At 59.6% G+C, this 12,732-nt stretch carries 12 protein-coding genes; 9 read left to right on the plus strand and 3 right to left on the minus strand.

Annotated elements, in window-relative coordinates; genetic code table 11:
• Nucleotides 1-57: 57 nt before the first annotated feature.
• The 3 genes from xopAH to hrpL all read right to left on the minus strand — a co-directional run bounded on the left by xopAH (nt 58) and on the right by hrpL (nt 4,155).
• Complete coding sequence (gene xopAH / locus LIX91_RS04580) at nt 58-1,029, minus strand: XopAH/AvrB family type III secretion system effector (RefSeq protein ID WP_003409094.1); 972 nt, start codon at nt 1,027-1,029, stop codon at nt 58-60.
• A gap of 191 nt (nt 1,030-1,220) precedes the next feature.
• Nucleotides 1,221-3,527, minus strand: a complete 2,307-nt coding sequence (locus LIX91_RS04585; protein ID WP_226488028.1) for a type III effector HrpK domain-containing protein — start codon at nt 3,525-3,527, stop codon at nt 1,221-1,223.
• Nucleotides 3,528-3,600: 73 nt separating this feature from the next.
• Complete coding sequence (gene hrpL / locus LIX91_RS04590; protein WP_074952610.1) at nt 3,601-4,155, minus strand: RNA polymerase sigma factor HrpL; 555 nt, start codon at nt 4,153-4,155, stop codon at nt 3,601-3,603.
• Between the two features lie 241 nt (nt 4,156-4,396).
• On the opposite strand from hrpL, the gene sctW reads away from it, so the two are divergent.
• From sctW to sctR, 9 genes are read left to right on the plus strand one after another with little or no spacing between them, the layout of a single operon-like run.
• Nucleotides 4,397-5,503, plus strand: coding sequence for a type III secretion system gatekeeper subunit SctW (gene sctW, locus LIX91_RS04595; protein WP_003409091.1), 1,107 nt, complete (start codon nt 4,397-4,399; stop codon nt 5,501-5,503).
• Nucleotides 5,503-7,590, plus strand: coding sequence for a type III secretion system export apparatus subunit SctV (sctV, locus tag LIX91_RS04600; RefSeq protein ID WP_044311864.1), 2,088 nt, complete (start codon nt 5,503-5,505; stop codon nt 7,588-7,590). Before sctW ends, sctV begins: the two co-directional genes overlap by 1 nt.
• 33 nt (nt 7,591-7,623) lie before the next feature.
• Complete coding sequence (gene sctD / locus LIX91_RS04605) at nt 7,624-8,598, plus strand: type III secretion system inner membrane ring subunit SctD (RefSeq protein WP_003415391.1); 975 nt, start codon at nt 7,624-7,626, stop codon at nt 8,596-8,598.
• On the plus strand, nt 8,595-9,944 hold the full coding sequence (gene hrcN / locus LIX91_RS04610) for a type III secretion system ATPase HrcN (protein ID WP_226488029.1): 1,350 nt from the start codon (nt 8,595-8,597) through the stop codon (nt 9,942-9,944). Before sctD ends, hrcN begins: the two co-directional genes overlap by 4 nt.
• A 2-nt stretch (nt 9,945-9,946) precedes the next feature.
• Nucleotides 9,947-10,393 carry a hypothetical protein gene (locus LIX91_RS04615; protein WP_003339800.1) on the plus strand — a complete coding sequence of 149 codons (447 nt, stop codon included), beginning with the start codon at nt 9,947-9,949 and terminating at the stop codon, nt 10,391-10,393.
• 6 nt (nt 10,394-10,399) lie between these two features.
• Nucleotides 10,400-10,972: a type III secretion system protein HrpP gene (hrpP, locus tag LIX91_RS04620; RefSeq protein WP_198722070.1), complete on the plus strand. Its 573-nt coding sequence runs from the start codon at nt 10,400-10,402 to the stop codon at nt 10,970-10,972.
• Nucleotides 10,969-11,685, plus strand: a complete 717-nt coding sequence (locus tag LIX91_RS04625) for a hypothetical protein (protein ID WP_003415386.1) — start codon at nt 10,969-10,971, stop codon at nt 11,683-11,685. The genes hrpP and LIX91_RS04625 overlap by 4 nt, the downstream gene beginning before the upstream one ends.
• The gene (locus tag LIX91_RS04630; protein WP_003415384.1) at nt 11,675-12,076 is read left to right on the plus strand and encodes a FliM/FliN family flagellar motor switch protein; all 402 of its coding nucleotides are present in this window, start codon (nt 11,675-11,677) and stop codon (nt 12,074-12,076) included. The genes LIX91_RS04625 and LIX91_RS04630 overlap by 11 nt, the downstream gene beginning before the upstream one ends.
• Complete coding sequence (gene sctR / locus LIX91_RS04635; RefSeq protein ID WP_003409078.1) at nt 12,073-12,726, plus strand: type III secretion system export apparatus subunit SctR; 654 nt, start codon at nt 12,073-12,075, stop codon at nt 12,724-12,726. Before LIX91_RS04630 ends, sctR begins: the two co-directional genes overlap by 4 nt.
• Nucleotides 12,727-12,732 lie beyond the last annotated feature (6 nt).

Below are 12,732 nucleotides of genomic sequence, written 5' to 3' on the forward strand. Positions count from 1 at the left end.
TTAAAAACAGCGCAGTACGTTACTGACAGATTTAAAAAGCCAATAACACTGCAACGATCAGTTATTTTCGAAGAATCCTTGGTAACTTTTCACAAAGTCTTTCAAAGGCATCGTAAGCGCTTCCAGATCCGGCACGATGCCGAGTCTCATCGGCGGCAGGTCCATGCCCCTTGCCTGGGCAATCGAGCGCACGCAGAGCTCAGCCTTAGCTGCACTTCCACGAAAGTCGGGAACAGCTTGTACCGTCCACCAATGTATCTCTGCGAGTTTTTTCAGCGCATTGGCATCGGACAATGCAGCATCCGTAGCGGCCTTATAAAGATGCTCCACATGTTGCATAATTTTGGGTACATACTCGGCTTGGGTGTGCAACATCACGTTAGGCTCACCCACATCGTTCATGCCTTGGTTGCGCAACCTTTGGTAAGGATCCTTTGTTCTGTCGGCATGACGATCAGAACTTATCGAGATCCAGGTGAGAGGAAGTCGCTCACCGTCAATTTTCCCATGAAACCTAAACGTATTGCTGTGTGGGAGAAAATCCAGCATCTTATGCTTTTCTCCATCTTTACGGTTTGCGAATCTATCTTTTAAAAATTCGTAGGGTCCAGTTATAGGCGTAACAAACGCCCGTGAAGAGTTGGGATCACGCGATGAACTAAAAAGTCGAGCATCTTGGCCTGCTCTGGAAGCTCTCCAATCACGAGCTTCACTCCAGAGCTCCTGAAACGTTTCTATCTCTCCATTGGCGACCGACGCACCAAGCTCTCGGCTTTTATGGTAGAACGATTCTCCATACTCCATCTGGTGGGGCGCATCGTCCCTGTTAAAATGCGGATCAGGCCATCGGGCCACACCTACTAACGCCTGCTGGTAAGGCATCAATCTGCTCACTTGGGGCCCCTGAAGCTCACCGCACCTTGGCGTCCTGGCTCGTTGATGGACAGAGGATACCTCTGGAGAGCTTGTATATGATGCGCGAAAACTGTCCGAAGAAATGACAGATGCTTTTGACGATACGCAACCCATCGAGCTCACCTTTTAACTATTTAATTTAATGTCAGGCCTGACAAAAGTCCGATATTTGTCAAATAGCCTCGTTTTTTTTGCGTCTAGCGCTAACGCTGTCCATAAACTTTCATGCGGCCGATTAAACAGCTCACACGGATCTGTAAAAATGAAGGCTCAGCATTCAAGGCGTCTGAGCCGATTCAATTCAATCAATGCGCCCTGTCAATCCCGAACTGATCCAGCACCGGGTCAACGTTATGATCAAACGCCTTCTGCGCCTTGTGCTTTTTGACTGCGTCAATAATCGCCGAAATACCAAAACCCAACGCCATGGCGCCGTCGATGGCCCAGCCGATGACCGGGATTGCAGCACCCAGCGCTGCGCCTGCGGCAAGCCCTGTGGCTTCACCGGCAACCAGACCGACGGCACGGCCGATCATCTGGCCGCCCAGACGACCAAGGCCGGCGGACGCCTCGCGGCCCATCATTTTCGCGCCGGTGTCGATGCCGCCCTTGATTGCCTCCGCGCCCAACCTGGAGCTGTCGATGATGCCCTGAGCAGCGCCCAGCTTGTCACCGCTGGCGAGCCTGTCAGACACTGACGCGAAGCCCATGACCGAGTTGAATGCCTTGCCTCCGATACCTTGCTCGGCGAGCTGCGCGGCCAGCGAAGGGCCGCCCTCTTCATCGGTCTTGCCCTCCAGCAACTTGCGGCCTTTTTTGGAGTTCTGCAGCTCGGACAAGGTGCTGGCGGTGTAGCTCTCACGCTCACCATTAACGAAATCAGCGGGCAGCACACTTTCATACGCCGCTTTCTGATTATCTGCGGTTTGCAGAGACTCACCGGCGTCAGATTTTTTCTGGCCAAGCAGTTGTTTCAGAGCCCCCCCTTCGCTGAAGTTGCGCACGTAGGAGTCGGCGATCTTCGTTTGCAGTTCATCAGGCTGGTTGTTGAAGACTTGCTGGGCAGTGGGCACCTGGGCATCCGGAAACAGGTCTTTTTGCAGTTGCAGTTGGGCCGACAAGCCGGTGATGGCGCCGCTGTAATCGGGGTTGGGGTTGTGTTTGTCGACGGCCTTGTCTGCGGTTGCCATGTCGGTTTGCAAGGCCTTTCCGCTGTTGACGTTTTGAGCCTGCTCAGTCACGGCCTTCTGCAGCGCCGAATCGCTGCGAACCAGGCTGCGCTCCTGTTCGGGAATGCTTTTGTTAAGGTACTCCTGAACGTCGGGATCGGCTTGCAACTGAGCGATTCGCTCGTTAAGGCCCGCCTCGGTCTTCTCGGTGTTGCGCAAATCCCGCCCGGCTATCACGCTCTGCTGAGTCTGCTGCAACTTGATCATCACAGCGGCCTTCTGCGCGCCGGTGTAAGCCTTGGGCTTCTCGAAAACCTGGGCGTTGAGTTTGCTGATATCGATACCGGCTACCGAATTCAACGTCGCGGCATCGCTGAGCATGCTGGCGAACTGGCCACCATTTTTGGGGGCGCTCTTTCTGATCCACTCGCTCATATTGGACGCATCGAACACCTGGTCGGGGCTGTGCGCAGCCTTCTTGCGCCCGGTCAGACCGGCTTCATCCACTTGGCTGAGGAAGCCCGCCTGCGACCACATGTTGGACGACTGTTTGAGCGTACCTGACAAGCCGGGGTTACTTTTAATCAGCGCTTTCAGACCCTCGGCGCTGACATTGCCATCGACATCGGTCTTGTCCGCCGCCCCGACGGCATGATGAGGGTCGGCTGCCGTCGCCAACGGCATATTGGCGCGCATCACCGCTGCGCTGCGTACCATTTCAAGGGATTGAGGATCGGCGCCGGGGTTATCTTCCATGTACTTGGCCACGTCCTTGTCGGCATTGTCGGCCGCCTTCTCCATGTTTTTGGCGAACGCCTTGAGGTCTTTGTTGGTGATTTTGCCATCCGCATTACCGCCATCCTTGCCGACGTCCACCGCCGTCTTCAACGCAGGGTTGGCATTGATGAACGCCATCGCCTTTTCGGCATTGGGACCATCCTCTCTGGCCATCAACGCTGCGGCGATGGGCCGGTTGAGTTCTTTGGCCGCCTGCTCGCGCTCTTCGGGCGGCAGGTTGGCAACCATCGGCTCCCAGCGCTTGAGCGCCTCGGGCGAAGAATATTCGGAGTTATCGAGAAACGCTGCATCGGTAGCGCCTGGGGCATTCGCCGGGCTGGAGGCCGCCGTGGATACCGAGCTCGCTGTGGCCGAGACCGATGTCATCGGGGACACCTGATCACTGTCCTGATCGACGCTGGAGGTGCTTTCACTGCTGCTGCTGCGAGTCAGCAGACTCATCAGCGATGAGCCGCTTTGCTCGGTTCCCGAAAAGGAAGAGGGGCTGTCGTTGGCCTGGCCGAACTGCACAAAAGCCTGACCACCACCTGCGCTGCCCTGCGTAAGCGAGGCTTTGGCCAATGGCGTCTCAGCAGCCAGTTCGCCAGAGGTGGGTTGATTCACGATGCTGCCGAGGGCAGGACTGGGAGAACTGGATATACGCATGGTTGCCATCCAAGTGGTGAGGGATGGCAACTGTGTGGTTTTGCGCGCAAGTTGGTTCCAGACAGATGTTCACTCAGGCGAACGGGTCTATCTGTTGCTTGAGCTGCACCCGTGCCCGGGACAGTCGGGAGCGGACGGTGCCGATAGGAACACCGAGCATGTTGGCGGTTTCCTGATAATTGCCATCCATTTCCAGCGAAACTTCCAGGACCTTCTGCATGTTCGTCGGCAGGCAATCGATGGCTTCTATAACCCGTGCCAGCTGTCGGTGCCCGTCTACCTGATGGGTGATATCGCCGTTCCACTCCAGATCGGTATGGACCTCGTCTTCCCAGCTTTCCTGATAGGGCTGGCGATACATTTTGCGAAAATGATTGCGGATCAGATTCAGCGCAATGCCACACAACCAGGTTTGCGGTTTGCTGGCGTGCTGAAACTTGTGCTCATTGCGTAACGCCTCGAGAAACACGCATTGCAGGATGTCATCCACATCATCGGCGTTCTTCACCCGCTTCTGGATGAACGCCCTGAGCATCTGGACCTGATCGGCCGTCAATTGCCGGATACCGGCGGACGACGATGGTTTGCGTGGTTCGGTTGCATCAAGGATCACAAGATTCGGGAGCATGGGCTTGCCTCAATTGATGGAGTGCAAGTCCTATAGCGATAACCATGCCAGTCCAAAAATAATCATAACCACATGATTTATATAAATATTTTAAAATGTGAAATTCTTTGTAATACATTTTTTTGCGCAACACGATTTTTAGCTCTGCAGCTTTTGGCACAAACGCATGAGCCTTCGGCACCAGGGAACCGAACCGGGCCAACGACCCACTCAGCGGTCACACCAGGCCCAGAATCGTCCTATGAAAATTGTCGCCCCGCCTACATTGCCCATTCGTCCGGTAGCGCCAATCCGCGCCATCACACCGGCTGTGCGAGCGATTCCCGGCGGCGGGTTGCCTGATGAAAAAGGCACCTCGTCACTGCAGGTTTCGCGCTTCGCCGCAGCCTTGGTGCAGCACAGCCGGATACTGCGTGAGCGAGAACTGATCGCGAGCAGGAACGCGTTGCAGTCGCGGGCCGTCAAGCTTGGCGAGCTTTATCAACTGCTGATGAGCGCCAGCGACACCGGGCTGGATAACGCCGCCAGACTGCTGCGCAAAAAACTGCTGCAGGACAACGACGCCGATCTGGAACAGGTTCTGGAATTCGCTGACGGCGACGCTGCCAAGGCTCACGTGGTGTTGCAGGCAGCTCGCAAACAGGCAGAAGACGATGGGGCTGAAGCAGAATATGCAGCGCTGACCCAGACGCTCAAACATCTGCGCCGCCGATTCGGCCCGCGTGCGCGCGCCGGTATCAATACCGCAAGAGCCTTCGGGCGTCAGAATATCGATAACAAGCGCCGCACGGCCTTGCGCAATCTGTATGGCGTAGCGGTTTCCGGACAACCCAACGTCACGGGCTTGATCGAAGCCTTGATTGGCGAGCAACAGGAACCCGGCGAGTTCGACCTGAACCTGCGCGACATGCGCATCGCCATCGCCGACGATCTTTCGGCGATTACCCCGTCGGCTTCCCATGAACAACTGCGCACGCTGATGCATGGCCTGACCACCGCGCGCCATGTCACTACGCTGTTGCGCGGCTGCGAACACCTGCTGGGGCGCATGCGCAAAAAGAATCCGAAACTGACGGTGGACCCACCGGCCTTCCTCAAGCACATGCTGACCCTGACGGCCAATGGCATGAATGTAAATCAGACCTTGCAACTGACCCAGCACATCGGGGGCAACAGGCTCGAACACCAGCTGGCGTTTCTCAATGGCCTGCGGCCGATGCTGATGCAGTTACCGATCCTGCTCTGGCGGGACCTGAAAAGCCGTCAGGCCGCGCTGAATAATCTACTCACGCTGATGGCCGAGCTTACGCATAAGGAACAGAAGCAACTATACGAGGGGCTTGCCTGATGAACCGGGTCATCAACTTTCTGAACATGGTCGCGCTGTCGGCCATGCGCCGCTCGGAACTGGTCGGTGCGTTTTTTGTGATCGCCATCGTGTTCATGATGATCACGCCGCTGCCCACCGGGTTGATCGACGTGCTGATCGCCGTGAACATCTGTATTTCCTGCCTGCTGATCATGCTGGCGATGCACCTGCCCAGGCCACTGGCGTTCTCCACCTTCCCTGCCGTGCTGCTGCTGACCACGATGTTTCGCCTGGCCTTGTCGGTCTCCACGACGCGGCTGATTCTGCTCAACCAGGACGCCGGGCACATCGTCGAGGCGTTCGGGCAGTTCGTGGTGGGCGGCAACCTGGCGGTGGGTCTGGTGATCTTCCTGATCCTGACGGTGGTCAACTTTCTGGTGATCACCAAAGGCTCGGAACGGGTCGCCGAAGTCGGTGCGCGTTTTACTCTGGACGCGATGCCCGGCAAGCAGATGTCCATCGACAGTGACCTGCGCGCCAACCTGATCACCGTCCACGAGGCCCGCAAACGACGCGCCGAACTGAACAAGGAAAGCCAGTTGTTCGGTGCGATGGACGGCGCCATGAAGTTCGTCAACGGCGATGCGATCGCCAGTCTGATCATTGTGGCCATCAACATGATCGGCGGCATTTCCATCGGCGTGCTGCAGCACAACATGGCGGCGGGCGACGCCTTGCAGCTGTATACCGTGCTGACCATCGGTGACGGCCTGATCGCCCAGATTCCTGCGCTGCTTATCTCCGTCACCAGCGGCATGATCATCACCCGCGTGCCCAACACCGAGGCAGGTGTGGAAGCCAACATCGGCCGCGAGATCGCCGAGCAGATTACCAGTCAGCCCAAGGCCTGGATCATCGCTTCGGTGGCCATGCTCGGCTTCGCTGCCCTGCCGGGAATGCCGACCGGTGTTTTCATCACCATCGCGATCATCTGCGGTGCCGGTGGACTGCTGCAGTTGCAACGGGCAAAACCCAAGGCCGATGAGCAACGTACAGCCACTGTGGCACCAGAAATGAACGGCAAGGAGGACCTGCGTACCTTTTCGCCCAGCCGCCAGTTTGTGCTGCAATTCCACCCCGGTCAGGACAGCACGCAGATCGAAGCGCTGGTCAGCGAAATACGCAAGCGCCGCAACCGTCTGGTGGTGCAGTACGGCCTGACCCTGCCTTCGTTCATCATCGAGCATGTCGATGACATTGCCCCGGACGAGTTTCGCTTCACCGTCTATGACGTACCGATGCTCAAGGCCACCTTCACGCAGAGCCATGTCGCCGTGGAAGCGCGCCAGCTGGAAGGCGAAAACCTTCCGGCGGCCATCCCGGGCAATACCGACCGCCAGGAAGATCAATGGGTCTGGCTGCCTGCCGAGCAGTCCGGCGAATTGAACCCGGTCAGTTCCACGACCCTGATCATCGAACGCATGGAGCGCACATTGCAGTCCTGCGCGCCGCAGTTCATCGGCTTGCAGGAAACCAAAGCCATCCTCGGCTGGCTGGAGTCCGAGCAACCGGAACTCGCTCAGGAAATGCAGCGGGTCCTCACCCTGACGCGCTTCTCGGCCGTCCTGCAACGCCTGGCCTCGGAGCGTGTGCCGCTGCGGGCGATCCGGGTCATTGCCGAAACCCTGATCGAGCACTGTCAGCATGAACGCGATACCAATGTGCTGACCGACTACGTACGCATTGCGCTCAAGTCGCAGATCTACCACCAGTACTGCGGTGCCGAAGGCCTGCAAGTGTGGCTGCTGACGCCGGAAAGCGAGGGGTTGTTGCGTGATGGCCTGCGCCAGACGCAAACCGAAACATTCTTCGCGCTGAGCAACGAGATCAGCCAGATGCTCGTGCAACAACTGCACATTGCCTTCCCGGTACGAGCTCCCGAACAGGCGGTTCTGCTGGTGGCACAGGATCTGCGCAGCCCTCTGCGTACCTTGTTGAGGGAGGAGTTCTACCATGTACCCGTACTATCTTTCGCGGAAATCAGCAATGCGGCCAAGGTCAAGGTCATGGGTCGATTCGACCTTGAGGACGATCTCGAGCCGCTGGACAACGAGCACGCTGCCTGAGCCTGCAAGGCCTGAACGCACGGAGACTTTCAGATGTTTGAATTACGCGTACTGAACGGCCAGCACCAAGGCGCGGCATTACCGCTGATCGGTGAGCAATGGTCGATTGGCTCTGCCGGACAACACGATCTGGCGCTGGACGATGCGGGCGTGGAAAGCCTGCATTGCCGCCTGCAACGTGCCGACGACAACTGGACACTGAACGCTGAACAAGGCGCGGTCTGCGACGAACAGGGCAACGCCCGGCCGAGTATCGACCTGACGCTCAATAATGCCTTCATGCTGGGTTCGGTGTGGCTGTGCGTTTCGCCTGCGGGCGATGAGTGGCCCTCCGTGCCCATCGTTATCCCCAAGCAGCCCGAGGCCGAATCCGGGCCGGCACACAACGACGTGCCGCTGGAGAAGGTCAAGTCCCGCTCGCAATTTCTCAACCGCACCACGGGCATCATCGCCGGGCTGCTGGTGGGCGTCATCGGCAGCGCCTGGAGCCTGACCCGCCCGCCCGCTATTGCAATGGATCAGAGCCCGACACACCTGGCGGCCGCCGCGACAGAGGCCTCGCCCGATACCCCCAAGGCGCCAGCCAGGGCTGCAAACCCTGTGACCGACAAACGCATACGCCTGAGCAGCGCAGATGCCGTCCGCCACCAGTTGAGCACCATGCTCAGCGACCGCCTGCTGACTGACGTCAGCGTAGAAGAGACGCCCGACGGGCTGGTCCTAAACGGCGATCTGAAAGAAGAATCGCTGCTGGTCTACCAGCGCATGCTTCAGCGCTTCAAGACCCTGTACGACTCGCCGGTAACCGTTCTGGACAACGTGGGCAGCAATCGCAACACCCTGCCCTTTGTGGTGGTTCAGATCATGACCGGGCCGCATGCGCATCTGGTGACTGCCGACGGTCGACGGGTTTACGTAGGTGACGAAGTGGATGGCCTGCGCCTCACCCGAATCGATAATCAGCGCCTGCAATTCGACGGTAATCGCCATATCGAGGTGAACTGGTGAATGCAGCACTGAACCTGTGGAAAGACGCGCACGCCAAGCGTTTGAGCCAGTACTGCGCGGTGCGCGTCACTGGCCGGGTCAGCGCCGTGCGCGGGATTCTGCTGGAGTGCAGGATTCCATCGGCCAAGGTCGGCGATCTGTGTGAAGTGAGCAAAGCCGACGGCTCGTTGCTGCTGGCCGAAATCGTCGGTTTCACCCAGGAATGCACGCTGCTCAGTGCCTTGGGCCCACCCGACGGTATTCAGGTCGGTGCGCCGATCCGCCCGCTGGGCGTGGCACACCGGATCGGCGTCGATGACAGCCTGCTCGGCTGTGTACTGGACGGTTTCGGGCGCCCGCTGATGGGCGATTGCCTCGGCGCTTTCGCTGGCCCCGAGGACCGCCGCACGACTCTGCCGGTGATCGCCGACGCCCTGCCGCCGACCCAGCGACCGCGTATCACACGGGCTTTACCCACCGGGATACGCGCCATCGACAGCGCGATTCTGCTTGGCGAGGGCCAGCGTGTCGGGCTGTTCGCCGGTGCGGGCTGCGGCAAGACCACACTGATGGCCGAACTGGCGCGCAACATGGATTGTGACGTCATCGTTTTCGGCCTGATCGGCGAACGGGGCCGCGAGTTGCGCGAGTTTCTCGACCACGAACTGGACGAAACCCTGCGCCGCCGCTCGGTGCTGGTCTGTGCAACATCCGATCGTTCCAGCATGGAGCGCGCCCGCGCTGCGTTCACCGCGACCGCCATCGCCGAAGCCTTTCGCGCCCGAGGCCAGAAAGTGCTGTTGCTGCTCGACTCGCTGACCCGCTTCGCCCGCGCGCAACGGGAAATCGGCATTGCTTCGGGCGAGCCGCTGGGGCGCGGCGGTCTGCCGCCCTCGGTGTACACCCTGCTGCCACGCCTGGTGGAACGCGCCGGGATGAGCGAGAACGGTTCGATTACTGCGCTTTACACGGTGCTGATCGAACAGGACTCGATGAACGATCCGGTCGCCGACGAAGTACGCTCGCTGCTCGACGGGCACATCGTACTGTCGCGCAAACTGGCCGAGCGCGGACACTACCCGGCAATCGATGTGTCAGCCAGCATCAGCCGGATCCTGAGCAACGTCACCGGTCGCGAACATCAACGGGCGAACAATCGTCTGCGCCAGTTGCTGGCCGCCTATAAACAAGTGGAAATGCTCCTGCGCCTGGGTGAGTACCAGGCCGGGGCCGACCCGGTTACCGACTGTGCCGTGCAACTGAACGAGGCCATAAATGCCTTCCTGCGCCAGGACCTGCGTGAGCCCGTGCCGCTGCAGGAAACCCTGGACAGGCTGCTGCAACTCACCTCTCAACTGCCGGAGTAGCCATGGACGAACCACTGGAAGACGACCCGCAACAGGTCGCTCTGCAGCAGGTGATCGGTCTGCTCACGCCACTGCGCCAACATCGTCAGGCCAGTGCCGAGCGAGCCCATCGCCAGGCGCAGTTGGAACTGAAATCGATGCTCGACCACTTAGCAGAGACAAGGGCGTCGCTGAATCAGGAACGCGACAACCACAAGCGCCGCCGCGAGAGTCTGTCCCATGCGCATTTGCAAAAGACGCTCAGCCTGACTGATGTCGACGGCTGGCACGAAAAGGAAAGAACCATGCTCGACCGCCTGGCTTACATCCGCCAGGACGTGCAGCAACAGCAAATGCGAGTAGCTGAACAACAGGCGTTGCTTGAACAGAAACGGCTGCAAGCCAAGGCGTCTCAGCGCGCGGTCGAGAAACTCGCCTGCATGGAGGAGACGCTCAACGAAGAAGGTTAAGTGACGATGACCGCACCGATCAAAACCCCTGCCAAAGCGCCACCCGCGCCGAGCGCCCCGCCAGCCACCTCGCGCCCCCTGCCTTCGCTGCGTCAGCCCGCCAGGTCCGATGACCAGCCACCAGCCTTTACCGGAGCACCACGGGGCGATGTGCAGAAGGTTCGTTTCGCGCTGAACCGTTCAGTGACCGACAGCCCGATGAGCGCCGACGGCATGTTCTTCTCGCAACTGCTGATACCGCAGGTAGGCGAAGAGCCGGATCAGCAGGGCTTCGGAGGCAGCGGTGTGGCCTTCTCTGCACAGTCCGAAAACGTCCCGACGCAGTTGATCGACGAGCTGGCGCAGCGTCTGCCCGATCAGCCGGACGGTCCGCTGGCGTTCAGCCTGCTCATGCCCAATCTGGGCAGCGTGCGGGTCAACGCCAGCAAATCCGAAAACCGCTGGAGCATTCAACTGGGCTTTGGCCGGCGTGACGTTCTCAAGCGCTTGCAGGGCCAGGCCGGCGCATGCCGGGAATCGCTGGCACAGGCACTTGGTCAGGACGTCGAGCTGGACATGCATGAAGACTTCACAGCATGAGCGCCCTGCGTCTGCGCAAGGTCGACGCTCTGCTGGCGCAAGCCACACGCGCACTTGGCGCCGGACGACGCCTGGGCTTCAGCGCCCGCGGTCAGCACGCCGAACTGAGCCTGCTGCCGCAGCACGAAGACGCGCGGATACCGGCAGACGGTGTCTGGTTGAGTACTGCGGTGGGCCCCTTGTTGCTGAGCGAGGCCGAAGCGTTGCTCAGCCTGCTGGGCGAAGTGCCCTTCACGCTCGGCGGCGAGCCCCAGGCCTGGTACTGGCAGTTATTCAACCAGCGCCTGAGCCCGGTGATCGCCGATCTGCTGGCGCCTGTTGCGCCGTTTTCCGACGCCCCGACCGAGCCGGCCATCGGCTGCCGGGTTCACGTGCGGCTGGGCAGCGAACGACTCGATGCCCACCTGCACGCCGCACCCGCCACCCTGCTCAGGCTTCTGGGTTCGGCTGACTGGCAAGTCTTGAATCGTAACGTGGACCAATCCTGGTCGGTGGCGACACCGCTGATCGTCGGCGAACTGTCACTGACCCTGGAACAAATCGCCTCGTTACGCCCCGGTGATGTGGTGCTGCCTGCCCGCTGCCGGTTCGACAGCGCCGGACAAGGATCCGTGACACTCGCTGGACGTCAATGGGCGGCCCGCACTGACCAACAGGCCCAGCATCTTTTTCTGCAGCTCAGTCATGAGGAGCACAGTCACCATGAGTACTGAAGATCTGTATCAGGACGACGTCGAGATGCTCGACGACTATGAAGAACCGGTGCCTGAACAGGCTGATCAGCAACTGCGTGACGACGAGCACGCCGAGCAGGCATTCGGCTATGCGGACAGCGAAGCGGAGCATGAAGAGCAGTCGGGAGACCACAACGAGTCGCCGATGCTCGACTCACTGGAGCTGGCCCTGACCTTGCGCTGCGGCGAGCTCAGATTGACCCTTGCCGAACTGCGCCGACTGGACGCCGGAACCATTCTCGAAGTCAGCGGCATCGCGCCAGGCTACGCCACGCTGTGCCATGGCGAGCAGGTGGTTGCCGAAGGCGAACTGGTCGACGTCGAAGGCCGCCTCGGTTTGCAGATTACCCGGCTGGTGGCGCGCTCATGATCATGGAGGGCGTCAACCCGATCATGCTGGCGCTGTTTCTCGGCTCGCTGTCGCTGATCCCGTTCCTGTTGATCGTCTGCACCGCCTTTCTGAAGATCGCCATGACGCTGCTGATCACCCGCAACGCGATCGGCGTTCAGCAAGTGCCGCCGAACATGGCGTTGTATGGCATCGCCCTGGCCGCGACGATGTTCGTCATGGCCCCGGTGGCGCACGACATACAGCAGCGGGTTCATGAACACCCGCTGGAACTGAGCAACGCCGACAAACTGCAGAGCAGCCTCAAAGTCGTCATCGAGCCGCTGCAGCGCTTCATGACACGCAACACCGATCCGGACGTCGTCGCCCACCTGCTGGAAAATACCCAGCGCATGTGGCCCAAGGAAATGGCCGATCAGGCCAATAAAAACGATCTTCTGCTGGCGATCCCGGCCTTTGTGCTGTCGGAGCTGCAGGCCGGTTTCGAGATCGGTTTTCTGATCTATATCCCCTTCATCGTCATTGACCTGATTGTCTCCAACCTGTTGCTGGCACTGGGCATGCAGATGGTCTCGCCGATGACACTGTCGCTGCCGCTCAAACTGCTGCTATTCGTGCTCGTATCGGGCTGGTCGCGTCTGCTCGACAGCCTGTTCTATTCCTACATGTGAGGCGGT

This window comes from Pseudomonas sp. B20, from assembly GCF_020515755.1.
Classification (GTDB): Bacteria; Pseudomonadota; Gammaproteobacteria; order Pseudomonadales; family Pseudomonadaceae; genus Aquipseudomonas; species Aquipseudomonas syringae.

What these genes read in the sequence shown, in the direction of transcription:
- LIX91_RS04625 (WP_003415386.1), top strand. Translation starts at nt 10,969, where the DNA reads ATGAGCGCCCTGCGTCTGCGCAAGGTCGACGCTCTGCTGGCGCAAGCC.
- LIX91_RS04585 (WP_226488028.1), bottom strand. Translation starts at nt 3,527, where the DNA reads ATGCGTATATCCAGTTCTCCCAGTCCTGCCCTCGGCAGCATCGTGAAT.
- hrpP (WP_198722070.1), top strand. Translation starts at nt 10,400, where the DNA reads ATGACCGCACCGATCAAAACCCCTGCCAAAGCGCCACCCGCGCCGAGC.
- sctV (WP_044311864.1), top strand. Translation starts at nt 5,503, where the DNA reads ATGAACCGGGTCATCAACTTTCTGAACATGGTCGCGCTGTCGGCCATG.
- sctR (WP_003409078.1), top strand. Translation starts at nt 12,073, where the DNA reads ATGATCATGGAGGGCGTCAACCCGATCATGCTGGCGCTGTTTCTCGGC.
- LIX91_RS04615 (WP_003339800.1), top strand. Translation starts at nt 9,947, where the DNA reads ATGGACGAACCACTGGAAGACGACCCGCAACAGGTCGCTCTGCAGCAG.
- LIX91_RS04630 (WP_003415384.1), top strand. Translation starts at nt 11,675, where the DNA reads ATGAGTACTGAAGATCTGTATCAGGACGACGTCGAGATGCTCGACGAC.
- xopAH (WP_003409094.1), bottom strand. Translation starts at nt 1,029, where the DNA reads ATGGGTTGCGTATCGTCAAAAGCATCTGTCATTTCTTCGGACAGTTTT.
- sctW (WP_003409091.1), top strand. Translation starts at nt 4,397, where the DNA reads ATGAAAATTGTCGCCCCGCCTACATTGCCCATTCGTCCGGTAGCGCCA.
- sctD (WP_003415391.1), top strand. Translation starts at nt 7,624, where the DNA reads ATGTTTGAATTACGCGTACTGAACGGCCAGCACCAAGGCGCGGCATTA.
- hrpL (WP_074952610.1), bottom strand. Translation starts at nt 4,155, where the DNA reads ATGCTCCCGAATCTTGTGATCCTTGATGCAACCGAACCACGCAAACCA.